Source organism: Ardenticatenales bacterium (assembly GCA_020634515.1).
In the GTDB taxonomy this organism is placed as follows: domain Bacteria; phylum Chloroflexota; class Anaerolineae; order Promineifilales; family Promineifilaceae; genus JAGVTM01.
This window is the reverse complement of record JACKBL010000009.1, coordinates 142,869-168,677: the sequence shown is the minus strand read 5'-3', so window position 1 is coordinate 168,677 and position 25,809 is coordinate 142,869. Positions and strand designations below refer to the sequence as shown.

The following is a 25,809-nucleotide window of genomic DNA, read 5'->3' as shown; positions in this document are numbered from 1 at the left end:
AAACCCTCTGGTTGGTACGGTGTGGATCCGGGGATGTCGTGCGACAAAAAAAGACGCCTGTTCAATTGATTATGCCAGCAATTGGCGCAAAAAAACCTCGGTCAGGCGGTGCAGTCGATACCGCTTGTCCAGCAATGTCCCACCAATATCGACCAGAGAAAGAAGAATAAGCTCCTCCAGATTGCGATGTAGATCCCTCTCCGGCATAGATGCCAGGCTGTTGAGATGGTTCAACGTGAATCCTGTTTCGCCCGCTTCCGTGAGGATTATCAAAATCTCACGCGCTTGGTCGCTCAATCCCTCCCACGCCTCGCGGTAAACATAATCCAGAAGGCCGGAAGGATTACTGACCTTGGTGCTGTTGAAGCGATCCAGCACCTCGTGAAGCGAATAGAAACGAAGCTGTCCCGTGACCAGCTTCAGGGCTAGGGGATTGCCACCGACGGCATCGTAGATACGGCGCAAATCATGGTCGGAAGCGTGCAGCAGATCAAGATGGCCAACGCGGCGTGCCTCCATGCGGACGAGTTGGAAGGCGGCGTCTGGCGGCAGTTCGTGCAAGGAAATAGAGAAGACGTCGGGTTGATCAAGTAAACGGCGCCGAGAAGTCAGCAAGAACTTCGTCGGGTCCACCCACTGCCGTAGTTCGGGTAGGAGGGTATCGTAATCAGCAACCGTTTCCAGGTTATCAATGACGATCAGGCAGGGGCGTTCGCGCATGGTCTGCTGTACAAAGCGGTGTCGCTCCAACTGGGAGATGCGGGCGTTGTCTACGTGGGCGAATTGCTCCGCCAACCTATCCATCAGCATATGAAAGGTGAGGGCGGGGCGTCCACTCTCTACTTGCAGTCTGCCCATTGAGGACAGATGTGTTTGTTTGGCGGTGACCCAGCCAATCTCAGCAAAACCGCCCCCCTGGTCAATAATATCTCTAACCACGCGATCCGCGAGTGATGTTTTGCCAATGCCCCCCAGGCCATCAAGCGCGGCGATGAAGTTGGTTTCACTGCCGAGGAGGACCGTTGTCAGGGCCGCACGCGCTTCCTTGATGCCCACCAGTTCTTCGTAGGATGGCAAATCGAGGCGTGCCAGCATTTTATCTTTCCAGCCGCCGCGCGTATCGTCCTCCAGCTTGATGAGAATTTCAGCGAGTTGTTTGATGGCCTGTCGTTGGCGAAAGAAGATAGTGGGCAGAGCAATATTGAGGCGGTTGGCGATTTCTTGCGCCTCTTGACGATGTTCAAAACGCCAACGCAGCAGATCCTCTGCTTCTGGTGAAATGCCGGCAAGAACCTTCAACCCACGATCCAGGACCGCTCGATTGCGAGCTGCTGGTCCGGCCTGGGCCAGGCTACCAAACGTCGCCTCATTAACACTTGCATCCGAAGATAGACGTAGGTGAGCCAGCGGCCACTTTTCCGTATCCCCGCCATGCCACAGGCGCAGTGCCGCCAGTACGTCTCCTGTTTCCAACATCCCTACCGCATCCGTCATTTTCCTCAACCTACATGATACCTTAGGCTTTTTCGGAATTTGAATGATCCTATTCCATACCGAAAAAGCCTCAAGCCCATCCAGAAAATCGCGCCTTTTCCCAATCGATATTTTTCTGGATTGGCCTTGATCTCTCCGGGCCTAAACCCATCGTGGTCCGGTTTCTATATTAGGAGCGGAAATTAAGCAAGATGACGAAGTCATTTTCTCACCGCTCCATAACTAGTAACGCGCTCTGGAGATTGCACCCATTTCACCAGAGAAAATTGGTCCAATCGGGCCTGGCCGTTACAACTATTCAACCTCGGGGATATATGGTCTCAGGGACCTTCCCGCAAGCTCGCTTTCAAGCCCAAAGCGACTCATCATTCCAATCATCTAGCATCAAAACAGCTTCCGGGAAGGGGGGCGTGAATAGTTGCAATCGTCTTATTCCTCGTCAGTCCTCAAGGCACCGACACCCATTATAGCTTATTTATAGGGGTATTACAGCTAATCTAAGACCTATTATAGACCATCTTCCATTATGATGGCGAAAGTTGATTTTTGGCAGCGCAGCACAGAAAAAATCGGATCGAATGCGCGAAAATCAGTCTCAGAAAACAAGTTTTGGTCAATTTTCGACATTTTTATGAGGAGAAAGAAAGTGTTGTGGAAAAAAGTGTTAAATTTCATGTTCGTTGCAGCTTTCGCCATCAGCAGTCTAGGAGCGTCCATTTCTGCCCCTGAGCCTGGTACGATACACCCGGTTACCACCGGCTACGTCACCGGGGACACCGGTAGCAATGGCGATTGCGCGGTTGCTTCCAGCAGTTGTACGGGCATGTAATGGACGTACAGCGTCGTGGTCACGAACAGAAAGAAGCGCCATCTTTTGCATGGTGCGGGGAGGCTGGTCGTGGGTACCATGTGCGGAAGTATGCAGTTTAGGGCTGACGATGAAATAAAGGTGCATTGCATCGCCAGTTTGAAGGAGCGGTAAGGAAATGACTTCGTCATCTTAAGTAACCATCCGAAAACAACTTCACACTTTTTACGGACGGTTACGGACAAGCTATCCATGATAGTCGCTGTCCGCACATTTCCGCCAACGTAATTGCGGACGGCCACTAATTTAGTTTCCGCTCCTTAACAACGCAGGAGAAATGTGATGCGGTTAGTTGGCGGAGCCTGGATCGCTGTCCGCGAGCAAGGGGGTGAAGTTGTGTGGGTAGCCTTTCAGTGACTTACCGTGCAAAACGCGCCGTTATGTGGGGGTAGTTGCCAGGTCTGGTTGACCGGCGTTCGTGCAGGAAGGTAGAAGTAATCATGCTCAAAAAGAACCAAATGCACAGCTTCTTGCTTATTGATGATGGATTTGACGAACTGGAAGTGGTTTACTTGCTGCACACATTCAGGCGGGCCGGGCTGTCGATAAAGAGTGTCAGTCTTGGCAACAAGCTGGTATATAGCCAGCACGGCGTGGCGATCAAGGCGGACCACTGCCTGGTGGACGAGCCAGTACGCCCCAATGATGCCACGATGTTGATTTTGCCGGCACGTGGCTACAACGGTGAATCCCTGCGCCGAGATGCCCGCGTCAAATCATTGATTCAATCCGTCACCACCGACAACGGCCTCGTCGCTGTCACGGACGAGGCAAGTCCTCTGGCCAAAGATTTAGGTGAGTGGCTCCCACAGGTAACATGCCAACCACAATCGGGTCAGGGATTGATCGAATTCGTCAATGGGCTGGCTGATCGCATTGGCCTGGGCACATTGTAACCGATAATCGCGCGGCTGGTGGCTACAGGACGCGGTCGTAGTCGGCCACGGCCAGTCTCCACACCGGAACCCCACAGTAACGATCCCCTTCAGGACAAATGGGGCGCGCCGTAGCTGCATGGCGCAGCGTACATGGCGCGCCCAGATATTGCCCAATGGTCGGGTTGATGGCCGCGATTTGCAGCGCCTCATCCTGGCTGGCGGCAAAAATCTCTTCCTGCGCATTGTAACAAAGGCGCAGGCGCAGTTTGTGGTGCAGCGCCAGGAGATCGGCGCTTTCACTGAAGCGGATTGCCACCCCATTGGGCAGCAAGTAGGCAGCATATTCATCAGGCACGCCCAGGCGACGCAGGGCGTGAATCCCTTCCCAGGTGCGCGCCATGGTCTCGTCATACAGCGCGCGGGCGGTATCGTTGTGCCATAGCAGCGCGGGCGTGATGAAGTCTGGGTCATCCCCCAGGTAGGCGGAGAGCAGCGGGCGGCTGGCGGGCGTCGTGCGATGACGCTGATCCTGGCTGTCCGCGGTGTGGGAGAGCTTCTTGCGAAAGGTGTAGCCGGGGTGGTGCAAGGTGCGGGTGAGCTTGCTCAACGTGGTCACATTCAAAGATTCGCCAAAGTAAGGATTTTGGCGCGGATCCAGCACCAGGGCGATGGCCGCCGCGTCATTGAGTGCGGCGCGGGGCAGCCCCAAAACCTCACGCACGGATTGAGCCAGCAGGGTTTCGTTGTCCTGTTTCCAGGAAACCAGCTTGCTGACGTGATCGCCCAGTTCGGCATCAAACTCCTGGCGAAACGCGGGGGCACTGGCTGTCGCGGGCCATGACGCGGACTGCCAAAATTGATATTCGAGGGTTTGTTCCAGGGGGAGCGGCTCTTCCAGTATTTTGTTTAATTGCGGATCGAGGGCCAGCAGGGCATCTACCATACCTTGCACGACAATGCGCGTCTCATGGGGTGTGTCAAATTGCCGGCACAAACGATAGTACCGCAGCAGAGTCAATACGCTCACCGTATGATAAAGGTAGGCAAACGTGGCGACGGGCAGCACGTAACGCGCCACTTCCATGCTCTTCTTGGGTATCCAGCGGCGCGCCAGGGGGTGCGCCTGAGAATCGCGGCGCGCGGCAGGGGCGCGCTGGGGAAACGTCTGGAAGTAAAAATGCGTCACGGTGGGGGTGAGCAGGTCAATGAGCGCCTGATAGGCATCTATTTGCCGCTGCATCGTCTGCCTATAGACAGTCAGCGCCGCACCGGTTAGCGGGGGCACGGCCATCTGGCGCGGTTCGACACGCACGTATCGCTGGCTCACTTGCTCGCTGTTGTAAAAGGGGTGCGCGTGCAAAAAAGACCAGATGAAATGACGGCTGACGTTTTCCAGGCCAAACTGGACGTGCGCGTGCTGCAAGGTAGTATGGTGACCGGCCTGGTAAATGGTGGTGGCAATCCGGTCGCGCAGGTCGGGTTTCAGGCTGACATCTTCCGGGAGGACCAGGCCATTGGGGGAATAGCAGGTGCGCGCGGTGGCCACGGCGTTGTCGTAGGGCCGGGCGAAGGTGTTGATCAGCGTAATGTGGGGGGCGGGGGAGTGGAATGGTTGTTCCAGGGTGATTCTCCTGTTTGGAGGGGGATGGAAGTTGTCGTCGGCGGACGTTTATTGGTTGACGGTTGTTGGGAGGGAGTATATGGGGCTGGCCTGCGTGCGGCAATTGCTTATGGTAAAATAAGGGTGCTTTTATCCAAGTTTTTACGGGGGACCAATCATTTTGTGAGGTGTGTGCATGAGTGATTTGCCGGCACGACTGGCCGAGATTGTCGAGGATTTTAGCGACTGCCAGGGACGGGAGAAACTGGAGTATCTGCTTGAATTTGCGGAGCGGCTGCCGGATGTGCCGGCACGATTGCACGCGCTGCAGGATGATGCGCACCAGGTGCATGAGTGCATCACGCCAATCTGGTTGTATGCGGAAGAAAATGCCGGCAAATTCCATTTCTACTTCGACGTCCCCCAAGAATCGCCAACAGTGCGCGGCTTTGCCTCAATCATGCAAGAAGGCGCGCAAGACCTGACCCGCGAGCAACTGCTGGCCATCCCCTTTGATTTCTATTACCAAATGGGACTGCAAGAAGTCCTCTCCAGCCAACGATTGAATGGGATCGGCGCCATTCTGCACCACATGAAGCAGCAGGTCACCAAAACGGGAGCATCATAATGCCGGCAGTCCGCTATGCGTCAGACACACCACCGTGGGAACTACCTGGTCCGTTGCCTGAACCTGCCGCCGGCCCTATGGACCACTGACACAACCAATCACCAACCTAACCAATAACGCTTTTCAAGCAAATCAGAAACCCACCCAACAAGACACATTCAAAGGAGGTTCAATACCATGCCATCAGCCCTAATCGGCATATTCCTCGGTTTCATCGGCTGGTTCTTTTTGCGCTACATCCTCACCAGCTTTTTCACGGTGGACCAAAATGAGCGCGCCGTCAAGACCCGCTTCGGGCGCGCCGTACGCCTGGGCAAAGCCACCACACTGGACGACCCCATCGCGGACTCCCTCAACGAAAAGGACAAGGAGCGGTACATCTACCCGCAAGTGCGCGTCATCCAACCGGGTGGCCCCTATTTCAAATGGCCCTGGGAGAAGATTTACAAAGTCTCCATCGCCACCGAAACCATCAACATGGCCATGGACCTGGAAACACCCACGGCCAACCAGAACGGCACCATTCTGGAAGCCGTTACCAAAGACCAGCTCAACATCGGCCTCACCGGGCAGATCCGCTACCGCGTCTGCGAACGCAACATGTACGCCTATATTTTTGGCGTGAAGAACCCCGTCATTCATGTCATGGGCTACTTCGTGGCCATCTTGCGCGAACGCATTGCCAGCTTTGAATCCCCGAACGGTGGCGCGCTGCTGGAATCAGACGAAGACGTAGACAGCGACCTGTTGGTGGGTGTGTCCATCAACGACCTGCGCAAAAACCTGAACGAAATCAACGACTACATGGAGCACGAGTGCGCCTCCGCCGCCGCCCGCTATGGCATCGAGTTTGACGCCTCGCTGATCACGGGCATTGACCCGCCGCACGAAGTCGAATCGGCGCTGGCGGCCATCAACACCGCGCACAATGAAGTTTCCTCGGACATCAGCCTGGCGAAGGCCAAAGCGGACCAGACCATCGTACAGTCAAGACGGGCGGTGGAGATTGAGACGCTGAAGGCGCAGGCGGAAGTGGAGCCACTAAATATGCTGGCGGCGCAGTTGAGCGAACTGAAGGCAAGCGGTCCCGACGTGCTAGACGCCTACCTGCGTAACGTGCGCCTGGGGCTGTATTCACGGGCGCGCCGCGTGATTATGGAGGTGTCAAAATGACCGGTCTCTTGAACGTTTTCACGGCGGCGGCGATTACGTTCGTCGTGCTGCTCTTTGGCGAGCCGATTTTCCGCTGGTTTTTGCGCATGTTTGGCGTGTACGCCATCGTGCAGGAAGGAACCGCGCACGTCTATGTACTGTTCGGGAAGGTTGTGGGCGTGCTGCAAGAGCCTGGCTTGCAACTCCTGTGGTTGAAAATGGGGCCTATTGCCCTGATCGTGAACTGGTTCGGCAAACGGTACGTGCTCGATATGCGCCTGGACCAGCAGTATCTACGCAGTTTGCCCGTCAACTCCGAAGAGGGCGCGCCCATGGGCATTGGCGTCTGGTATGAAATGTTCATCAGCGATCCCGTGGCGTACTTGTTCAAGAACACCGACCCGCGCGGCTCCCTATCGGCCAATGTGAGCAGTGCCACAGTGCGCACGTTGAGCAACATGCGCCTGGACGACATGCTGGCGACGCGGCACGTCATGAGCCGCGCCGTGCGCGCGGAGGTGTCGCCCAAGTCGCACGAATGGGGGTATAAGCTGGGTTCCGTCTATATCCGCAAGGTGCATTTCCGCGATCATGTGATGATTAAGCAGATCGAGGAGAAGGTGGTCAATCGTTTGCGCCAGGTGACGTCCGCCATCCGTCAGGATGGAGCCAACCGGGTGAGCGTGATTACCAGTTCGGCAGAGCGGCGCGCGGCGGTGGAGTTCGCCCGCGCGAACGCCATGCGCCCGCAGATTGTAGGCGCGGCGCTGCAAAAGATCGGCGAGGACCCGGTGGTTTCCCAGGCGATGTTCGAAATTCTGGAGACGGAAAACGTGTTGAAGGCGGAGTCGGACGTGGTGCTGGTGCCGCCGCAGTCGGAGCTGTTGACACAGCTTCTGGCCTCGCAGCGGTAAGAGGGGGGATAGGTGAATGGGTGAGTGGAGGTTTGAGCGGGTAGAACGAACCAGTCTCAGGACCCTGCCCTTGCCTCCTTCATCCCAATCACCAGCACCCTTTCACGCTTTACTTGCTCATTTCTTTCAGGGTGTCTAGCAATCTGTCTACTTCGGCGATGGTGTTGTAGTGCACAAAGCCGATACGGACCAGGCCGCCTTGTTGGAGCAGGCCGAGGCGTTCCATGACGGCAATGGCGTAGTAGTGGCCGTGCCAGACGAAGATGCCTTGCTGACCGAGGTAGGTGGCTGCTTCTTCTGGCGTATGGCCGGCAAGACTGACGGCAAAGGTGGGGGTGCGCTGCGATAGGCGTTCTATGTCGGTGATGCCGTAGACGCGCAGACCGGGGATTTGAACCGCGCCGCGCAGAAAGTGTTCGCTGAGGCGGGCTTCGTGGTGTTGGATGCGCTGCATGGCGCGGGTGAGGCGTTCGCGGCGGGTGCCTGTTTCTCCGCCAATGCCGGCAATATACTCCACCGCCGCCGTCACCCCAGCCAAACTCTCAAAACTCTGCGTCCCCGTCTCCCACTTGCCCGGCGACTGGGCAGGAGCGGGACGCACTTTATACGCCGTCAAACTCTCCAGCAACGCATACTTGCCATAGAGAATGCCCGTATGCGGCCCAAAGTATTTGTACGCCGAAGAAACCAGAAAATCACAGTCCAACGCCTGCACGTCAATCAGGCCGTGCGGGGCGTAATGCACCGCGTCCACGTAGACCAGCGCCCCCACCTCGCGCGCCATCTGTACCACTCGCCGCACATCCGTAATGCTGCCGACGGCATTTGAGGCATAAGTCACGGCCACCAGTCGCGTGCGCTTGTTGAGCAGCGTGGGAAGCCTCTCCAACCGCAGAGTACAATCCACGGGATCGAAGTCCAACCAGCGCACCATCACGCCCCGATCCGCCGCGGCCAAGAGCCAGGGAGAGATATTGGCATCATGGTCCAGACGAGTAACGACAATCTCATCCCCGGCCTCCCAGGTACGGGCGATGGCCCGGCTGACGGCGAAGGTAAGGCTGGTCATGTTTTGCCCAAACACAATTTCGTCGGGACGGCGGGCGTTGAGCAGGTCCGCCATGGCCTGGCGCGCTTCCGCCACAACCTCATCTGCGTGGCGGCTGGTGAGAAAGGGGCCGCCCAAATTACTGCTACCATATGCCAGATAGCCAGACATAGCGTCAATAACGCCTTGCGGCGATTGCGTGCCGCCCGGACCATCAAAAAAGATGGCGGCATTGCCATTCACTTCTAATTGCAGCGCCGGAAACAGACGGCGCAGTCTTTCGGGATTCAGTTGTGTGGACATGGGGAAGACTCCTGATGATGATGGTTGGAGGTTGGAAGTTGCAGGTAGGCGGTGGGCAGCGGCTTGTTTATCGTTTTCCGCTTTCCGTTATTTGGTGATGGTCGCCTCCATGCCGGAAGCGGTGCCGCTAGTTTACACCACTTTACCAGACCCGCGGATCAGACTATAATCACCGGACTGTCGGTTACAAGGATGAAGGACGAAGGAGCCTCTTTTGGCGTTGGTGCCGTTTCTGCCAACGGCTGACCGTTTTCGCGGGACGAAGGTTGAAGGATGAAAAGTAGTCCGAACATCTTGTTCGGACGGTCGAGCAAGAGGCACGACCTACCTGTTTTCACAGTAGCCCGATTTGGAAAAGGGTGTGTTTCATTTCAGTTGACGGTTGCATGCTGTGGACAATTCGGCGAATTGTCCTACGGCGCGGGCAGCCTGAGCAGCCCATTTGAAACACGCCCTTTGGAAAATCGCCCCACATTTTCGCAGGCGTTCCCCAGAAGTGGGGCGCGCACGAGGGATGAAAATGTTCGGCGTCGGCTTCAGCCACCAGCCTGCTAAGGCGGGCACTACCCACTGTCAACTATCCACCGACCACTATTTTCGAAGGAGCGAATATGCGTCTGGGCAAGGATTTGGTAGGAAAGCCCATCTACAGCGTGACGGAGGGCAAGCTACTTGGTGAGGTCAAAGACCTTTACCTCGATCAAGAAGCAGGCACGATTACGGGTATTTTTCTGGGCAAAGAAGGGTTGTTTAGCCGCAAGGCGCTGTTAATTCCACGAGATGGCGTGAGCGTTTTTGGCCTGGATGTGATCCTGGTGAAGAACAACAACGTGGTAACGGACAGCAATCAGTATGCGCCGGCGGCGGGCTGGCTGCGGCGCGGCGATTTGCAAGGGCGGGGCATTGACACGCCGGGCGGCACAAAGGTGGGGACCGTGGGGGACATCATTGTGGACGAAGAGGCGAACGTGGCCGGCTATAGCCTGGCTCGCGTGTATGTGGAAGGCCCCATTGCCGATAATCGCCTGATCGCTCGCGAAGCTGTGCAGGACGTGGGGCAGGAGGATGGGGTGATGACGGTGGACATCACCCGCGCCGAGGCCACGCCGCTGGAAGCGCCGGCGAACCCGGATGCGGGAGCGGATGGGGAAGCAAAAGCAGGTAGTTGATTCCCGCACAACGCCGTTGAGGGGGCGTTTCCGGCCACGGACTACTATGGGCGCGTCATAGACTCGTCCGGCGAGGCGTCAACGGTCAACAGCCGACGGGAAACAGGCAGGGTAACGCTTTCCGCACTGGCCGCCTTGCAATTACCATTATTATTGAAGGAACGTAACTACTAACGCTCTCTGGAGATTGGTCCAATCGGGCTTAGGAGCGGAATCAAATCCTTACCGTAACTATTCACGTCTCCGAGAGATTGGACCAATTTTGTAGACATCAATAAGATTCAACCAGAGCAAATTGGTCCAATCTGGGCAGATGACCTGTATAGTCACTCCTTACCGCTCCTTCAAACTGGCGATGCAGTTTCGTATCCTATTTCATCGCCAGTCCTTAGCCGTGACGAAGGAACAACGGGTACTACCAACCACCAACTTCTCTCAAAGGAGGCTCCCATGCTCAATTTAGCGGTTTTGCTTGAAGACAGTACGCGCGAGGTGCCGCGGCGGGATGCCGTGGTCTTTGGACAGACTCGGTTGACGTATGCGCAGGTGAATGGCGCGGCAAATCAGGTGGCGAATGGGTTGGTAAATGCCGGCATTCAACCCGGAGATAAAGTCGCCATCAGTTGCCCCAACCTCCCCTACTTCCCCATCATTTACTACGGCATCCTGAAAGCAGGCGCGGTCGTCGTTCCCCTCAACGTTCTGCTCAAGCCACGCGAAATCGCCTACCACCTCAGCGACTCCGATGCCAAAGCCTATTTTTGCTTCGAAGGCACCGAGCAGCTCCCCATGGGGCAAATGGGATACGCCGGCTTCCAGGATGCCGGCAGTTGCGAACACTTCTTCATGATCACAGCCAACCCCGCCGGACCTTCCCCGATTGCCGGCACCCAAACCCTGGGCATGATGATGGGCACGCAGCCGCCTGTGTTCAACACCGTCGCCACGGACCCCGACGACACCGCCGTCATCCTCTACACCAGCGGCACCACCGGGCGACCCAAAGGAGCAGAACTGACCCACAGCAACATGGTCATGAACGCCCGCCTGGCGGACAACATGTACGAGCGTGCCGAACACGAAACGCACCTGATCGTGCTGCCCCTGTTCCACTCCTTCGGGCAAACGGTGCAGATGAACTCTGGCTTCTACACCCGCTCGACCCTCGTCCTGCTGGCCCGCTTTGACGCGGACGCGGCGCTGGCGGCCATGGATACGGAAAACGTGACCATCTTTGCCGGCGTGCCCACGATGTACTGGGCTTTGCTCAACCATCCAGGCGCGGACAAATATGATTTGGAGAAAATTGCCGGCAATTTGCGCCTGTGCGCCTCCGGTGGCGCGGCCATGCCCGTGGAAGTAATGAAAGCGTTCGAGCAAAAGTTCAACGTCGTCATCCTGGAGGGATACGGCCTCTCCGAAACCAGCCCCGTCGCCTCCTTCAACCGCGCCGACCGCGTCACCAAGCCCGGCTCCGTGGGCATCCCCGTCTGGGGCGTGGACATTAAAATTGTAGACCCCGAAGACCGCGAAGTTCCCCAGGGCGACCTGGGCGAGATCGTGATCAAAGGGCACAACGTGATGAAAGGGTACTACAAGCGACCCGAAGCCAACGCGGAAGCCTTTCGCAACGGCTGGTTCCACACCGGCGACATCGGCCGCAAAGATGAAGATGGATACGTGTATATCGTGGATCGCGTCAAGGACATGATTATTCGCGGCGGCTTCAACGTTTACCCGCGCGAGGTGGAAGAAGTGCTGATGATGCACCCCGCCATCAGCCTGGCCTCCGTGATCGGCATCCCCCATGATCAATACGGCGAAGAAATCAAGGCGTTTGTGGTCCTGAAACCAGACGTCGAATTGAGCGCGGAAGAATTAATCGCCTGGTCAAAAGAGAATATGGCCAGCTACAAATATCCACGCCACGTCGAGTTCCGCGACACCTTGCCCATGAATGCGACCGGCAAGATTTTGAAGACGGAACTGCGGCAGGCGTGAGTGGGGGAGGGGCAAGTGGCGAGTGGTGAGTGGCAACCACCAACTATCAACTACAAGCTACCAACTGTCCACTGTCCACTATTCACTCCCCACTGTCCACTATCAAGGAGTACACAATGAGTGTAAATGGTTCGATTGGCTTCCGCCTGGCGGAAGAGCAGCAGATGATTCAGCAACTGGCGCGGGATTTCGCGCAAAACGAAATCGTGCCCGTGGCCGAACATTACGACAAAACCCACGAATATCCCTGGCCCGTGATCAGAAAAGCGCAGTCCCTGGGCTTTACCACGATGAACGTGCCGGAAAAGTATGGCGGCATGGGGCTGAGTTTGTTGGAAGAGGTTCTGGTGACGGAGCAATTGGCCTGGGGGTGTTCCGGCATGAGTACGGCGATTGGCGCGTGTTTGCTGGCCTGGCTGCCGATTTTGATCTCCGGCAATGAGGAGCAGAAGGAGACGTATGGGGGGCGGCTGGCCGACGGGCAGATGGCGGCCTATTGTCTCACAGAACCAGAAGCGGGGTCGGATGTTGCCGGCATTAAAACCACCGCCCGCCTCAATGGAGACCACTACATCCTCAACGGCAGCAAAACCTTCATCACCGGGGCCACCGTAGCCAACTTCTACACCGTCTTCGCCTACACCGACCCCGGCAAACGGTACAAAGGCATCAGCGCCTTCATCGTAGACCGGGATTGGGAAGGCGTCAGCGTGGGCAAACCGTTTGACAAGATGGGTCAGCACGCCTCCGACACCGCCGAAGTCATCTTCGACAACGTGCGCGTGCCCGTCACCCACCGGCTGGGCAACGAAGGCGAAGGCTTCATCACCGCCATGAAGGTGTTCGACAAAAGTCGCCCCGGCGTGGCCGCGGGCGCCGTGGGCGTCGCCCAACGCGCTCTGGACGAGGCGATCAAATACGCCAAGACGCGCGTCACCATGGGGCAGCCCATCTGGCAGCACCAGGCCATCGGCCACATGGTCGCGGAGATGGCGATGCAGGTGGAAGCCGCGCGCATGTTGATGTGGAAAGCGGCCTGGTCCGTGGACGCCGGCCAGGCAAACACCACCGCCGCCGCCTTCGCCAAAGCGTACGCCGCGGATACCGCCATGAAAGTGACCACCAACGCCGTCCAGGTATTTGGCGGTTATGGCTACATGTCGGAGTATCCCGTGGAAAAGTTGATGCGCGACGCCAAAATCTTCCAGATTTACGAAGGCACCAGCCAGATTCAGCGCAACATTATCGTGCGCGAACTGTTCCGTAAATAGGGAAAAACCCGGTTTCTGAGAAGAAACCGGGTTTTGGTCATTCATGAACAAAACCGTCACAACCGTTATCTTTGATCTGGATGACACGCTGCTTGATTGGTCGCAAGGGACGCTGAACTGGCGCGCCTTTCAGCAAGCACGCGCCGCCGGCGTCCACGCCTATCTGCGTGATCTGGGCTACGAACTGCCGCCGCTGGCCGATTTCTCCCAGGGATTGATCCAGTTTATCGAGGCAGTGTGGGACGAGGCCAGAGTGGATTGGACCGCCGCGCGTATCGAAGATGCCCTCAACTATACGCTGCGGGCTTGCGGCATTGATATGGGGCAGTTTGACGAGATGGCGCTGCTGCAAGCATACGACTGGCAGCCGATTCCGGGCGTGGTTCCTTTCCCGGATGCGCATGAGGTGTTGACGACGCTGCGCCGGCGCGGCTATCGGCTGGGTCTGATTACGAACTCGTTCACGCCGATGTGGATGCGGGACATTGAGTTGGAAATCTACGATCTGCTGGAGTTTTTCCCGGTGCGCATCACGTCCGGGGAAACGGGCTACATGAAGCCGCATCCGGCCATTTTCCAGCGGGCGCTGACGATGTTGGACACCGCCCCGGACGAGGCGATGTATGTGGGGGATCGTCCCGCGCATGATGTGATTGGTGCGAAAAATGCCGGCATGACCAGTGTCCTCATCCGCCCGCCCCACCTGGACCGCGCCCTCAACGGCGTCACCCCCGATTACACCATCACCTACCTGAGCGAACTGCTGGACATCCTGCCAGCCTGACTTTCCCACAGTCGGACGCTGGCGTTTTTGGCATCGAAGCTTCAGCCGGGCCACATATGGGGGTTGACCCGGCTAAAGCCTCGACTCCAATCGTCATAATAAAACTTCATTGACAAGGTACTCAAATTCTGGTTTGGCGGGTCGGGCGGGGAGGCCCGACTTCTGGAGGGCAACAAGAATGGCGAAGTTTGATTACAAAAAAACGGCCATCGTCGGGTTCGGATTCCTGGGCATCAGCATTATCTGGCCCATCTTCAACCAGTACATCCCCATTTTTTTGCAGGCAGGCAACCCGGAATTTGAGCGGCAACTGCTGGCGGCAGGGCGCGAAATCCCCGCCGTGGTCGGTTTCGCCCTGCCACCCTCGCTGGCCCTGTTCATCATGACGTGGGACAACCTGATCAACGTGTTCGTGCAGCCCTGGGTGGGCGAGCGCAGCGACCACACCTGGAACCGCTTTGGCCGCCGCAAAGGGTGGATCATCCTGGGCGTGCCCATCGCCGTGCTGGGGTTTGTGTCCATTCCCCTGGCGAAAACGGCGCTGGCGCTGGCGGCCTTCATCCTGATCACCAACGTGGGCATGGCCCTCTTCCGCTCCCCCACCGTTGCCTGGCTGGGCGACCTGTACACGCCTGCCGAACGCAGCAAAGCCAACGGCATCATCAACCTGATGGGCGGGTTGGGCGCGATCCTGGCGTTTGTCCTCGGCGGCATGTTGTTCACGCGGCTAGGACGGTCGGCGCCGTTCATCATGGGGGCGGCGTTGTTGGTGTTGGCGTTGGGGGTAGCCGTGGCCCTGGTGCGCGAGCCGCGCACGTTGGGGCACGCGCAGGAGGCGCGCGAGGCGGAACTGTCGGGGGTGCTGACGCATTTGCGCCTGATGTTCGCCCAATCGGATAAGAGCGGGTTGTGGGTGCTGCTGGCGATCCTGTTCTGGTTCATGGGCTTTAATGCGCTGGAGGCGGGGCTGTCGTCGTTTGCCGTTTTTACGCTGGGGATCGAAGCGGGGCGGGCGTCCATCCTGGCGGGCGCGGTTCCGATTGCCTTCGCGTTGATGGCGTGGCCGGCGGGGCTGTTGGGGACGCGATGGGGGCGGCGGCGCACGATTCAGACGGGGCTGCTGGGGCTGACGCTGTTGTTTGCGCTCAGTTATTTCGTGATTCAGGGGACGGTGACGTTTGTGGTGGTGTTGGTGATTGCCGGCATTTTCTGGGCACTGGTCAACGTCAACAGCCTGCCCCTCGTCTACGATTACGGCGACGAACGCAAGATCGGCGCGTACACCGGCCTCTACTACTTCTCCTCCCAGTTAGCCGCCGTCCTCGGCCCCACCCTGGGCGGCGTCGTCGTGGACACACTTGGCGACCAGTACCGCTGGCTCTACCCCTTCAGCATGGTCTTTATGGCTCTCGCCTGGCTGGCGATGACGCGCGTGGTCCCGCTGGTGACCGCCACTACAGATTAAAGGTTTGTAGGAAAGCCCGCCCTTCCGCTTTCTTCCTTCTGCCTTCCGCCTTTGTTTGATACACTTAGCGGCATGAGCATGAATATCCTCACGCTGTCGTGGCATATGCGCCCGTTGGTGATACTGTTTGCGGTGATTGCCGGCATTTTCTACGTCCGCGGCTGGTTATGGCTGCGCAAACAGCCGCCGGACAGCCACGCGCTGCAAGCTCTCGCCTCCCCCGGTCTCCTGTCCATCTTCCTCGCCAGCTTGCTGCTGCTCCTCATCAGCCTCGTTTCTCCCCTGGATTACCTGGCGACGCAGTTCTTTTTCCTGGGCGTGGCGCAGCATTTGCTGCTGCTCACCCTCATCCCTTGCCTCTTTTTCATCCCCAATCCGCTACCGTTTTTGTGGTATGGAATGCCGGCATCCTGGCGCGCCCACCTGCGACAACAACGAGAAACACACCATCACTGGCCGGAGCGATTACGCCGCGTCACCGGCAAAGGTCCCGTTCTGCTGGCCTTCGTCGCCGCCGCCTGGCTGTGGTACGACCCCACGCTGCACCAAACCACACTGGACCACCCCTGGCTGCGCGATCTAGCCCTGCTCAGCCTGGCCGCCGCCGGCGCGCTCTACTGGTGGCACATCACCGCCGCCACGCCCCGCCTGCACCAGCCGCTGCCGCGCATCCCGCACATCGCCTACACCGCCATTGGCGCGCTGCCCATCAAAATCAGCGGCCTTTTCTTCCTGTTTACAGAGCATACAGAGTACAATTACCCTACGCCCGCCCTTCCCTGGCTCACCATCACGCCGTTGGAGAGCTTCCACCTGGGCGGCGCAGTCACCTGGATGGTCGGCGGCGTCACGTTCACGTATGCCGCCGTCTGGCTACTGAGTCAATGGTTAGACATCGAGGAAAAGAAGCCGTGGCAGCCAAGAGCGGCCTGGGATACGCCGGAGGCGATGTTGGCGCCGGGGATTAATAGGTATGAGGTATGAAGGTATGAGGTATGAAGGTATGAGGTATGAAGGTATGAGGTATGAAGGTGTGGGGAGGTTAATGGGAAAGGTATGATGGAACAACTTGTTTTGACGGAACGGCGGGGGACGATTTTTGAGATTACGCTGAATCGCCCGGATAAACGGAATGCGATTAATTTGCCGCTTTATGAGCAGTTTGGGGCGGCGGTGGCGCAGGCGGGGCGCGCAGCGGAAGCGCGGGTGGTGTTGATTCGGGGCGCGGGGAAGGTGTTTAGTGCCGGCATTGACGTCAGCAGCTTCCTCCTCCTCGCCCAAAAATATGGCGACACCTGGATGCGGCAAATGCGCACCATCACCCACGACTTCCAGGCCATCCTCACCCAACTGGAGCGATTGGAAAAACCGACCATCGCCCTGCTGCACGGCTACTGCCTCGGCCTGGCCCTGGAACTGGCACTCGCCTGCGACATCCGCATCGCCGCCGATGACGCCATGCTGGGGCTGCCGGAAACGCGCCTGGGCATCATCCCCGACGTCGGCGGAACCACCCGCCTCACCCGCCTCGTCGGTCCCGGACGGGCCAAAGAGCTGATCTTCAGCGGGCGTCACATCGACGCCGCCTGGGCCGAGCGGTGGGGTATCGTCAACCACGTCGCGCCCGCGGCGGACCTGCTGGCGCGCGGCGAAGAACTGGCCGCCGAAATCAGCCAATCCGCACCCCTGGCCGTGGGCATGGCCAAGCGCGTCGTGGACGGGCTGGCGGACATCGACCGCGGCCTGATGCTGGAAGGATGGGCGCAAAGCCACCTCATGTCCAGCGCCGACTTCCAGGAAGGCGTACAGGCCTTCCTCACCCGCCGCCCCCCCGAATTCAAAGGAAAATGAGCGGCACACCTCCTACCTCCTACCTCCTACCTCCTACCTCATACCTCATACCTCATACCTCATACTTCATGATCTATCGTCACATTATTCACGCAGAAACCGGTGAGACGCTGCTGGCGCGGGCCAGGTGGTGCGACACGTTCGCCAGCCGTCTGCGCGGGTTCACGTTTCGCCGCCACCTGGCCGACGGTGAGGGGTTGGTGCTGGTGGAGAAAGAAGACAGCCGCCTGAACACGTCCATTCACATGCTGTTTGTGTTCATGCCATTGGGGGTGGTGTGGGTCAATGATGCCGGCATCGTTGTCCACACCGTCCTGGCAAAGCCGTGGCGACTCTCCTACATCCCCGCCGCCCCCGCCCGCTACGTCATCGAAACCGCGCCCGCCATCTTGCGCCACGTGCGCATCGGCGACACCCTCACCTTTGTCCAGGCATAAGCCAAAGCGGAGCGCGCCTGTCTCCCAAACACAGGCCGGTCGGGCAAAACAGGCTAACAGAGCTTCCCATGACCCTTCTCCCTGCCCGCCGTTCGTGTTCTAAATCATCGTCATTATGAGCAAACGACTTCTTCTCATTCTTAGCCTTATCGCCCTGCTGGCCGTGGCGCCCACCGCCCTGGCCCAAACGGCGGACCCCACGCCCGCCCCCACGGAGGCCGCCCCGGCGGAACCGCCCATCCCCAAAGTCCACATCGTTCAGGATGGAGAAACGCTCACCAGCATTGCCGGCGATTATGGCCTGAGCGTGGAGCGCCTGCTGCAAGCAAACAGCATCGCCGACCCCAGTTTCCTCTACGTAGGGCAAGAACTGATAATACCCGACACCAGCGGCGACCCATTTGACGCCAATTACGTGGTGCGGTTGGGCGACACCCTGGAAAGCCTGGCGGCGGATTTCAATACCACCGTCGCCGACATCGTCGCCGCCAATCGTCTACTGAATCCACGCGAGTTGATTGCCGGCAAATCCCTGACCATCATCAGCCGCACCGGTTCTTCCAGCCCCGTCCCCCTCACCGGTCGCCCGCATCTGGTGCAGCCGGGGGAATCGCTCCTCATGCTGGCCGCCGCCGCCGACATGACCCCCATGGCCCTGGCCCAATTCAACGAGCTTCCCTATCCAACGCAGCTTTACGCCGGTCAGCGCCTGCGCCTCCCCGGTGACGCCCGCTTCCAGGACTTGCCCGGCGACTGGGTGCGCGTCGAACTCGGTCCCCTCCCCGTACAGCAGGGGCGGGCTATGTCGCTGTACGTACAAAACAACCTGGATGGGCAGCCCAGCGGCCAATTTCTGGACCAATCGCTGCAATTTGCGCCCTATGGCGATGGCTTTATCACGATGATTGGCCTGGGCGCATTCACCAGGCCAGGCGTGTATGAACTGATGCTGGGCGGCAGCGGTAGTCGCCCGTGGACGCCGCTGCGCCAATGGGTACAGGTGGACGCATATGATTACGGGCGGCAGGAGTTGACAGTTCCCGAAGAGAAGGGGTATTTGCTGGCTCCCGATGTGGTGAATGCGGAAAATGAGCTATTGGCCTCGATTTACGGTCAATTTACGCCGGTGCAGCAGTGGACGGGGCTGTTCCAGCAGCCCATTATCAGCGGTACGCAGATTACGGCGGGGTATGGCATTGCCCGCTCGTATAATGGCGGCCCCTACGATAGTTTTCACAGCGGCACGGATTTTGCGGATTATGCCGGCACAAAAGTCCTCGCCCCTAATGCCGGCACAATCGTCGCCAGCCAACCCATGCAAGTGCGCGGCAATGTGATCATCATTGACCACGGCCTGGGCGTCATGACCGGCTACTACCACCTGCAAAAACTGGAAGTCAACGTGGGCGACCACGTGGAAGCTGGGCAGGTGATCGGCGAATTGGGCACAACCGGCCTTTCCACCGGACCCCACTTACACTGGGACGTGCGCATCATGAACCATCCCGTCAATCCGCTGCAATGGCTGGAACAACTATTCCCCGTCATCACGCCATGACGCGGGCAACGCCAGGAAAGTCAAAATGCACCGTCGCTTGCTCTTGATTGCCGGCATTCTATGGACACTGGTCGCCTGCACGGGGCCGATGGACGCGCCGGTGATGACCGTCCCGGCCCATGAAACAACCTCGGTTCCCGTGGCGGCGGGCTTCTCGCTCACCAGCACCGCCTTTGCGCCAGATGGCATGATACCCGAAGTGTATACGTGTCGCGCCGAGGCCACGGGCATCTCGCCGCCGCTGGCGTGGACGGAGCCACCCCCCGGTACGCAAAGTTTCGCGTTGCTGGTAGAAGACCCAGATGCCGGCAGCACCCCCTTCGTACATTGGGTTCTCTTCAACCTCTCTCCCGACCTGCGCGCCCTCCCCGAAAACGTGCCCGCCGGCGAATCCCTGGCAGACGGCAACCGCCAGGGACAGAACAGCCGCCGCGCCGCCAGGTATGATGGCCCCTGCCCCCCGCGCGGCATCCATCGTTACATCTTCACCCTATACGCCCTGGACATCCGCCTCGATCCCAGCCAGGTACAAGACAAATCCACCCTCCTCTCCGCCAGCAAAGGCCACATCCTGGCGCAAGCCACCCTCATCGGGCGGTTCGGAGAATAAAGCCCCATCATCACCACGCACCCCGCGCCATTCGCGCGTTTTGGCTGACTTTGCCTGGGGCTGGTGGCATTGGTATAATTTCTCATTGTGCCTCAGTCCCTATTCGCTCATTGTCAGCCGATGCCACACTGTTGCTACTACTGGCAACGAACAGACAGCGACCTGGCGTGAGGTATCAGCCTACCGATTAGCCCGCGCCAGGGGGAAAGCGAAGCGCTGATCTATTGACAACGCCAGCGTGCGATACAATGACAACATCATTGGTTAATGCGTGGTGTTGCGTAAAGCATTGATGGGGGTTCAGGTGTACAAAAGCCGTTATGCAGTCAGGAGAAAGTTGTGATTCAACCCCAAACCCGGACGCGAGAATACTGGGTGTCTAACTTCACCCTTCAGGAATCCGACATCGAATTCCTTTACAATCACTTCCTGGAAGTTGAGCAGCCGCAGGAAATCAGCGAGTTGGCGCGTGCCATTATGCAAAATCGCGTCACGGCGGAAGCGCAGGAAGTGAAACGTCGCCTTGCGGGGCGCACGGTGTACCAGCCGCGCAAAGGCTATGAAGTAGGAGAGGAGATCATCTTCCCCGCCCTAAAATTCGCCGCGGGCAAGGTGAAGTCCGTGCGCGCCGGCTACAATCGTGAGTACGGGAATTTTAACGTGGTGGCTGTGGAAATTGCCGGCAAAACCCGCGAATTCGCCGCCGATTTAGTGGCCGACCACGTTCTGAACCAGGAAAGCGGCGACCTCTCCTCCCAGATCGACAACATAGACGTAGACGAACTGTTCGCGCTTTACGGCAATAGCGTAATAGAGCGACTCGCCGCCACCCTCAATGCCCATTCCGAATTTGTCCGCCTGGGCAGATTATGGCTGATCAAGGGTCTACTCGCGGACATCAACATCGGCCACCTGCACATCACCGAAGCCGTGCTGGAAATGAACTTCGGCGGCCCACTGCCCACGGAAGAAATCGTCACCTATCTTGACCTGGATCCGGGCGGCAACCGTCAGACACAAATCTTTTCCCTCAACTATGGCCTGCTGAACGATAACCGATTCGACGAAGTGGCGCCCAAAGGCAAAGTCGCCTGGTTCCTGCGCCGCATGGAGCCAGAAGGCGTGCGCGAAATACCCGGTCGACTGGTGTACAAACCCATTCCCTATGACCGCGCCCTGCTCAGTCCACAGTTGATGCTGCTAGAACGGGAACTGGACGACGAATGGTCAGACGTGAGCGCCTCCGTTATCCCGACCACGGAGGTGCGTCTCGTCCTCACCTATCCGCACCGCTGGGCCGGCACGCTGCCCCTGAACAGCCACACACGTTCCCTGTTCCCGCTGGGTCTGTCGCCGCGCCAAACCATCCAACTCATTGACGAATTCACCAACGAGACCGTTGATGGCTGGGTGGTGCAGCCTGGTCGCTACATCTATGGCTTCAAGGATTGGTACGAAGAGAACCAGATTCCCGTGGGGGCCTATGTCAGCCTGAAGGCCGGGCCAGAGCCGGGTGTGGTGCTGCTCAACTTTGACCGCCGCCGCGACAAGAAAGAGTGGGTACGGCTGGCATCCGTGGAGGATAATCAGCTCAAATTCGATTTGCAGCGGCGCGCCATTGGCGCGGACTACGATGATTTGATGATCGTGGGTACGGATTTTGTGGCTGCCGTGGATGTCCTCTGGCGGCGCGCCGATGCCAACCAGCGCCAGTTGTCTTCGCTGCTGGCGGAAATCGTGCCAGAACTGGCAAGAATGAACCCACAAAACACCGTCCATGCAAAAACAATCTACAGCGCTGTGAACATGCTGCGCCGCGTGCCGCCTGGCCCTGTCTTTGCCGAATTGGTGCGCACGCCGGCTTTCCGCGGCATGGGAGACCATTACTGGCAGTTTGATGCCAGCCGCTGGCAGCGAAAATAATCTGGTATCCCGGAACCTTCCTGGAAGCTGAATAGCTTCTTGGAAGCTGTGTATCAGCCTTTGCAGACCTTGTTTACGGGTCTATGAGATTTCAGGAGTTACTTTGACAAGACCAAATCCCGCGCCGATTTTGCGGCCATTTACCGAAGACACCGGTTTTTATATTGACTATGATTGGTGGGACCAGTCTGGTCTCGATCTGAAGACCTACCTGTTGGCTCGGCTACCAATCAGTGACGATATCTCGCTGGATGCGGAAGCAAGTATTGTTGACGTGGTCGATATGAAAACGGGAGAAGTAAGACAGGTGGATGGCTTTCAATATCTGCTGCAATCCTTCATTAAGTCCATGCCTCATGATCGGATCCAGCAAGCCGCGTTGGTGGACGCCGTTTTTTATGTCTTGTTAGGGAATGCGAATCAACCGATGAGTGCGCGCGAGCTGGCGGAACGTGTCCAGCGTTCTCCTGATGTGATTCTGCGCACACTGACAGGAAGAGAGGTCTTCCTGGGCATTCGCCCCCTGCGTTCAGATTAGGGGCTGTCCTTGCGGTCATTCCTGTTCTTGCCGGCACGAACGAGCCTCGATGGGGGTTGCGCTGGGCCGTGGCTTGCCGGCATTTAGGCTGACGATGGATTAAAATACGGAGAGACCAAATCTGAATTATGCGTGTATTTATTGCCGGCATTATGCAAGGTTCGCGCCAGGAGAATGACCTGGACAGCCAATCTTACCGCGCTCGCATCACCCAGGCACTCATCACTCACCTCCCGGCCGCCGAGATCGTGGACCCACTCGCCCTTCACCCCAACAGCCTGTCATATAACGACACCCAGGTGCGAACAACTTTTCAGGATATGACGCGCCTGGCCGGTCAGGCCGATCTGGTGATTGCCTACGTGCCACAGGCAAGTATGGGGACGGCCATTGAGATGTGGACAGCGCATAATGCCGGCAAACCCATCCTCGTCGTCACCCCCCTTTTGCACAACTGGGTCGTCAAATACTGCGCCAGTCACATCCTCCCTGACCTGGAAAGCCTGCTCGCCTTCATTGAAAACGGCAGCCTGACGCGCCTGGTTGACGCATCCCCCCCCACCGATTAGAATTAGCTCACCTGTATCCGCCCCAGTAGCTCAAAGGATAGAGCGTCGGACTTCTAATCCGCAGGTTGGGGGTTCGAGTCCCTCCTGGGGTACCTTTTATGCGAAAGCAAAACTGATGCGCCAACGATAGCCATGATTTTAATTACGGGGGCAACGGGGTTCTTAGGCCACAACTTGATTCCGCGTCTGGCGCGCGCGGGCTATTCGCTGCGCGCCCTCGTGCGCCCCGGCAGCAACGTGGACCGGCTGCAACAGCATGGGGTGGAACTGGCATATGCGGATGACATCAGTGATGCCGCCGCCGTTTCCCAGGCGTGCCAGGGCTGCCACACCATCATTCACGCAGCAGGCCACTTCCGCTTCTGGGGCAAACCGGACGATTTTTGGCGTACAAATGTACTGGGGACGGAAGCAGTGCTGGCGGGAGCCATCAACGCGCAAGCAACGCGGTTTGTCCACGTTTCCACTGTCGTCGTCGTCGGACAGGCCCGGCCAGGCGTCCTCATTGATGAAGCAACCCCTTGCCAACCACAAGATGCCTACCAACAGAGCAAACTGGTCGGCGAGCAGCGCGCACTGGCGGCCTGGCACGACCACGGTTTGCCCGTTATCGTGCTGCGTCCGGGCGCTTTTTATGGCCCCTGGGGGCGCTATGCCTTCAATCGGCTCTTTTTTGAGGAGCCGCTGCGCGGCTGGCGTATCAAGGTCAATGGAGGTCGCCATATTACTTTTCCGGCGTTTGTGCCGGACGTGGCGCAAGGAATCGAACGGGCGCTGACGGCGGGCCAACCAGGAGAAGTGTATAACATCTGTGGCGCGTCGCTCACCCATAACGAGGCCAACGATCTGGTCAGTGACCTGGCGGGCATTTCCCGCTTCCGGTTTCCCGTTCCCGTGGGCGCGGCGCTGTTGTTGGCGCGCTTGATGACGGCGACGGCGCATGTGACCGGGCGGGAGCCGTTTTATGCGAACAACCTGGCTCACTACGTTTTTCAGGATTGGCCTGTTTCCAATGCGAAAGCGCAGGCGGGGTTGGGTTTTTGTCCAACGCCGTTTGCGGAAGGGGCACGAGAGACGCTGGCATGGTACTGGAATGCCGGCATTTTGCGCCACAAGCAGTAGTCGTTTACCATCTACGGTCCCCACAGCCGCAGCGTGCCATCAGCCAGCCCCGCGCCCACGACAATCCGCCCGTCCTGACCTTGTGCCGCGGCCAGGTTGCTCTGCAACAATGCCGGCAACGGCAGCACCCAAACCGTCTCCGCGCCATCCCTCGTTCGCCGCACCGCACCCAGACTGCTCCGGTCCTGTGCCGGCAACAGCAACTCCACCCGTCCATCCCCATCAAAATCCCCCGCCGCCGCCATATCCAGATTGCGCGTCCCCAAAACGTGCGACGTATAACCCGCCAGTTGCGCCGTTACCTGCAACGCCGTCCCTCGCCACTGATAAAACGTCACCACCCCGCCAATATGCGGCGTGAGCACATCCACCAATTCCAGTTCACCATCAGGCCCAAACGTAGCCACCGCAATTTGATGCCGCCAGCGGAAGCCGCGCCCCACGGCCGGGCCGACGGCAACCTGCGCGCCTGATTCGTCGTACACCACCACTTGCGCCCCCGCGTCGTCCGTAGACTGCGTGACGATTATCTCCCGCTGCCCATCCCCGTCCAGGTCCGCCCAAATAGGGGCAATACCCTCAATAACGGCAGGCGCGGGCACGTCAATGACACGCACCACGCCAATCTCTGGGCGCGTATCAACCAGCGTGATGCTGCCGGCCTCCAGATTGTCCCCCAAAACGGCATGGCCGTACCGGTCGGTAGGTCCGCTGAGCAGCAGCAGGCGCTGTCGCTCGTCCACCAGAATGCGCGCGTCGGGCAGCGCATCCACCGCCAACGTCCCCGGTGGCAGTGGCTCTCGCTGCTGCATCACATTCAAGCGGCCATCCACATACGTAAACGCCCAGATACCCTCCGCCTGATCAATAATCACCGGATGCGTATCACCATGACGGGACGTGGGCGGAATCATCAGGCGGGCTTCACCGCGCTGCACCAGCAGCATCGGCGGCACATTTTCGACCCGGTCCGGAACAATGGGTATGGGCTGCACCACCCTCTCCCGCACGTAGAACGCCTGCGTGCGTCCATCGGCCAGCACCACCGCCCAGACAACACCCCGGTCATAGGCAGCGGCGGCAATCCATTGCGGCACACCCGCCAGGGGTATGTCCAGTGGCAACGTCCGCGGCAGATGGCCTTGCCCGGACACCAGGCGATTGCCATCGGCCCGAAGATAGGTAAACCCCGCGGCGGGCGCGGCATCCACGGGCAGGCGGAACGGCACGGGCATGTCCGTCGGACGCGGGGTGGGCGAAGAATCAGGGGGTGTGCGTGTCGGATTCATGGATATTTCCGGTGGCGGGAGAAGCGTAGAGGACGGCTCCACCGCCGGGCGGCAGCCAATCGCCACCAGGCAGCAAAGGACGCCAATAAGCGAAATGACGGAGCAACGATGGATAGGACGCATAATGGTTTCCCTGGCGGCGATGGGGTTTGCATCACTGCCACCCTTAACTATGAGTTCACTGAAAAAACCGGGTTTTTCGATTGTCCGGCAAAAATTACCAGAGTGGTTCATGTGTAAAAACCCGGTTTTTGACCTTTTTTCAGTAGAGTCAACTATAACCTGACTGACACGAATGATACACTACTGGCCCGCGCCAGTCGTTTGCAGGTGGGGA

Annotated in this window: 23 protein-coding genes and 1 tRNA gene; 20 read left to right on the top strand and 4 right to left on the bottom strand. The window is 58.5% G+C overall.

Annotated features, from left to right (window positions below):
• Positions 1-69 precede the first annotated feature (69 nt).
• Complete coding sequence (locus tag H6650_20885) at positions 70-1,494, bottom strand: hypothetical protein (protein ID MCB8954466.1); 1,425 nt, start codon at positions 1,492-1,494, stop codon at positions 70-72.
• A 526-nt stretch (positions 1,495-2,020) separates the two neighbouring features.
• Here H6650_20885 and H6650_20880 point away from each other — a divergent pair.
• Together H6650_20880 and H6650_20875 are read left to right on the top strand one after the other, a co-directional pair.
• Positions 2,021-2,323 (top strand): hypothetical protein, encoded by a 303-nt coding sequence (locus tag H6650_20880; protein ID MCB8954465.1) that lies wholly within the window; start codon positions 2,021-2,023, stop codon positions 2,321-2,323.
• Between the two features lie 479 nt (positions 2,324-2,802).
• On the top strand, positions 2,803-3,258 hold the full coding sequence (locus H6650_20875; protein MCB8954464.1) for a DJ-1/PfpI family protein: 456 nt from the start codon (positions 2,803-2,805) through the stop codon (positions 3,256-3,258).
• A gap of 22 nt (positions 3,259-3,280) precedes the next feature.
• On the opposite strand, the gene H6650_20870 is transcribed toward H6650_20875, so the two are convergent.
• Complete coding sequence (locus H6650_20870) at positions 3,281-4,786, bottom strand: FAD-dependent thymidylate synthase (protein ID MCB8954463.1); 1,506 nt, start codon at positions 4,784-4,786, stop codon at positions 3,281-3,283.
• A gap of 250 nt (positions 4,787-5,036) precedes the next feature.
• Here H6650_20870 and H6650_20865 point away from each other — a divergent pair, with 250 nt between their 5' ends.
• The 3 genes from H6650_20865 (at position 5,037) to H6650_20855 (ending at position 7,534) form a co-directional block, all read left to right on the top strand.
• Positions 5,037-5,468, top strand: coding sequence for a SufE family protein (locus tag H6650_20865; GenBank protein ID MCB8954462.1), 432 nt, complete (start codon positions 5,037-5,039; stop codon positions 5,466-5,468).
• 177 nt (positions 5,469-5,645) lie between these two features.
• Entirely contained in the window at positions 5,646-6,641 is a 996-nt protein-coding gene (locus H6650_20860; protein MCB8954461.1) for an SPFH domain-containing protein, read from the top strand.
• Positions 6,638-7,534 carry an SPFH/Band 7/PHB domain protein gene (locus tag H6650_20855; GenBank protein ID MCB8954460.1) on the top strand — a complete coding sequence of 299 codons (897 nt, stop codon included), beginning with the start codon at positions 6,638-6,640 and terminating at the stop codon, positions 7,532-7,534. The genes H6650_20860 and H6650_20855 overlap by 4 nt, the downstream gene beginning before the upstream one ends.
• Before the next feature lie 109 nt (positions 7,535-7,643).
• On the opposite strand, the gene H6650_20850 is transcribed toward H6650_20855, so the two are convergent.
• The gene (locus tag H6650_20850) at positions 7,644-8,873 is read right to left on the bottom strand and encodes a cysteine desulfurase-like protein (protein ID MCB8954459.1); all 1,230 of its coding nucleotides are present in this window, start codon (positions 8,871-8,873) and stop codon (positions 7,644-7,646) included.
• Positions 8,874-9,496: 623 nt separating this feature from the next.
• On the opposite strand from H6650_20850, the gene H6650_20845 reads away from it, so the two are divergent.
• The 15 genes from H6650_20845 to H6650_20775 all read left to right on the top strand — a co-directional run bounded on the left by H6650_20845 (position 9,497) and on the right by H6650_20775 (position 24,183).
• Positions 9,497-10,054 (top strand): PRC-barrel domain-containing protein, encoded by a 558-nt coding sequence (locus H6650_20845; GenBank protein MCB8954458.1) that lies wholly within the window; start codon positions 9,497-9,499, stop codon positions 10,052-10,054.
• A 450-nt stretch (positions 10,055-10,504) separates the two neighbouring features.
• Positions 10,505-12,055 carry a long-chain fatty acid--CoA ligase gene (locus tag H6650_20840; protein ID MCB8954457.1) on the top strand — a complete coding sequence of 517 codons (1,551 nt, stop codon included), beginning with the start codon at positions 10,505-10,507 and terminating at the stop codon, positions 12,053-12,055.
• A 134-nt stretch (positions 12,056-12,189) separates the two neighbouring features.
• Entirely contained in the window at positions 12,190-13,326 is a 1,137-nt protein-coding gene (locus H6650_20835; GenBank protein MCB8954456.1) for an acyl-CoA dehydrogenase family protein, read from the top strand.
• A gap of 43 nt (positions 13,327-13,369) precedes the next feature.
• Positions 13,370-14,110, top strand: a complete 741-nt coding sequence (locus H6650_20830; GenBank protein MCB8954455.1) for an HAD family hydrolase — start codon at positions 13,370-13,372, stop codon at positions 14,108-14,110.
• A 178-nt stretch (positions 14,111-14,288) separates the two neighbouring features.
• The gene (locus H6650_20825) at positions 14,289-15,575 is read left to right on the top strand and encodes an MFS transporter (protein MCB8954454.1); all 1,287 of its coding nucleotides are present in this window, start codon (positions 14,289-14,291) and stop codon (positions 15,573-15,575) included.
• Between the two features lie 72 nt (positions 15,576-15,647).
• On the top strand, positions 15,648-16,559 hold the full coding sequence (locus H6650_20820; GenBank protein MCB8954453.1) for a cytochrome c oxidase assembly protein: 912 nt from the start codon (positions 15,648-15,650) through the stop codon (positions 16,557-16,559).
• A gap of 72 nt (positions 16,560-16,631) precedes the next feature.
• Positions 16,632-17,426: an enoyl-CoA hydratase/isomerase family protein gene (locus H6650_20815; protein MCB8954452.1), complete on the top strand. Its 795-nt coding sequence runs from the start codon at positions 16,632-16,634 to the stop codon at positions 17,424-17,426.
• A 68-nt stretch (positions 17,427-17,494) separates the two neighbouring features.
• On the top strand, positions 17,495-17,863 hold the full coding sequence (locus tag H6650_20810; protein MCB8954451.1) for a DUF192 domain-containing protein: 369 nt from the start codon (positions 17,495-17,497) through the stop codon (positions 17,861-17,863).
• A 115-nt stretch (positions 17,864-17,978) separates the two neighbouring features.
• Complete coding sequence (locus H6650_20805; GenBank protein ID MCB8954450.1) at positions 17,979-19,421, top strand: LysM peptidoglycan-binding domain-containing protein; 1,443 nt, start codon at positions 17,979-17,981, stop codon at positions 19,419-19,421.
• A 187-nt stretch (positions 19,422-19,608) separates the two neighbouring features.
• A complete protein-coding gene (locus H6650_20800; GenBank protein ID MCB8954449.1) occupies positions 19,609-20,031 on the top strand; it encodes a YbhB/YbcL family Raf kinase inhibitor-like protein in 423 nt (140 codons plus the stop codon).
• 339 nt (positions 20,032-20,370) lie between these two features.
• Positions 20,371-21,954: a hypothetical protein gene (locus tag H6650_20795; GenBank protein ID MCB8954448.1), complete on the top strand. Its 1,584-nt coding sequence runs from the start codon at positions 20,371-20,373 to the stop codon at positions 21,952-21,954.
• A gap of 103 nt (positions 21,955-22,057) precedes the next feature.
• The gene (locus H6650_20790) at positions 22,058-22,492 is read left to right on the top strand and encodes a hypothetical protein (GenBank protein MCB8954447.1); all 435 of its coding nucleotides are present in this window, start codon (positions 22,058-22,060) and stop codon (positions 22,490-22,492) included.
• A gap of 128 nt (positions 22,493-22,620) precedes the next feature.
• Positions 22,621-23,061: a hypothetical protein gene (locus H6650_20785; GenBank protein MCB8954446.1), complete on the top strand. Its 441-nt coding sequence runs from the start codon at positions 22,621-22,623 to the stop codon at positions 23,059-23,061.
• Positions 23,062-23,080: 19 nt separating this feature from the next.
• Positions 23,081-23,153: transfer RNA gene (locus H6650_20780), tRNA-Arg, on the top strand.
• A gap of 40 nt (positions 23,154-23,193) precedes the next feature.
• Positions 23,194-24,183 (top strand): NAD-dependent epimerase/dehydratase family protein, encoded by a 990-nt coding sequence (locus tag H6650_20775; GenBank protein ID MCB8954445.1) that lies wholly within the window; start codon positions 23,194-23,196, stop codon positions 24,181-24,183.
• Between the two features lie 11 nt (positions 24,184-24,194).
• Here H6650_20775 and H6650_20770 read toward each other — a convergent pair whose 3' ends face one another.
• Complete coding sequence (locus H6650_20770) at positions 24,195-25,595, bottom strand: hypothetical protein (GenBank protein MCB8954444.1); 1,401 nt, start codon at positions 25,593-25,595, stop codon at positions 24,195-24,197.
• Positions 25,596-25,809: the final 214 nt, after the last annotated feature.

Bases quoted from the DNA above. Each gene is read 5' to 3' on its own strand.
- H6650_20800 (MCB8954449.1), top strand. From the start codon at position 19,609: ATGATACCCGAAGTGTATACGTGTCGCGCCGAGGCCACGGGCATCTCG.
- H6650_20830 (MCB8954455.1), top strand. From the start codon at position 13,370: ATGAACAAAACCGTCACAACCGTTATCTTTGATCTGGATGACACGCTG.
- H6650_20820 (MCB8954453.1), top strand. From the start codon at position 15,648: ATGAGCATGAATATCCTCACGCTGTCGTGGCATATGCGCCCGTTGGTG.
- H6650_20860 (MCB8954461.1), top strand. From the start codon at position 5,646: ATGCCATCAGCCCTAATCGGCATATTCCTCGGTTTCATCGGCTGGTTC.
- H6650_20855 (MCB8954460.1), top strand. From the start codon at position 6,638: ATGACCGGTCTCTTGAACGTTTTCACGGCGGCGGCGATTACGTTCGTC.
- H6650_20815 (MCB8954452.1), top strand. From the start codon at position 16,632: ATGATGGAACAACTTGTTTTGACGGAACGGCGGGGGACGATTTTTGAG.
- H6650_20775 (MCB8954445.1), top strand. From the start codon at position 23,194: ATGATTTTAATTACGGGGGCAACGGGGTTCTTAGGCCACAACTTGATT.
- H6650_20825 (MCB8954454.1), top strand. From the start codon at position 14,289: ATGGCGAAGTTTGATTACAAAAAAACGGCCATCGTCGGGTTCGGATTC.
- H6650_20885 (MCB8954466.1), bottom strand. From the start codon at position 1,494: ATGACGGATGCGGTAGGGATGTTGGAAACAGGAGACGTACTGGCGGCA.
- H6650_20785 (MCB8954446.1), top strand. From the start codon at position 22,621: ATGCGTGTATTTATTGCCGGCATTATGCAAGGTTCGCGCCAGGAGAAT.
- H6650_20865 (MCB8954462.1), top strand. From the start codon at position 5,037: ATGAGTGATTTGCCGGCACGACTGGCCGAGATTGTCGAGGATTTTAGC.
- H6650_20880 (MCB8954465.1), top strand. From the start codon at position 2,021: ATGATGGCGAAAGTTGATTTTTGGCAGCGCAGCACAGAAAAAATCGGA.
- H6650_20840 (MCB8954457.1), top strand. From the start codon at position 10,505: ATGCTCAATTTAGCGGTTTTGCTTGAAGACAGTACGCGCGAGGTGCCG.
- H6650_20810 (MCB8954451.1), top strand. From the start codon at position 17,495: ATGATCTATCGTCACATTATTCACGCAGAAACCGGTGAGACGCTGCTG.
- H6650_20770 (MCB8954444.1), bottom strand. From the start codon at position 25,595: ATGCGTCCTATCCATCGTTGCTCCGTCATTTCGCTTATTGGCGTCCTT.
- H6650_20875 (MCB8954464.1), top strand. From the start codon at position 2,803: ATGCTCAAAAAGAACCAAATGCACAGCTTCTTGCTTATTGATGATGGA.
- H6650_20805 (MCB8954450.1), top strand. From the start codon at position 17,979: ATGAGCAAACGACTTCTTCTCATTCTTAGCCTTATCGCCCTGCTGGCC.
- H6650_20845 (MCB8954458.1), top strand. From the start codon at position 9,497: ATGCGTCTGGGCAAGGATTTGGTAGGAAAGCCCATCTACAGCGTGACG.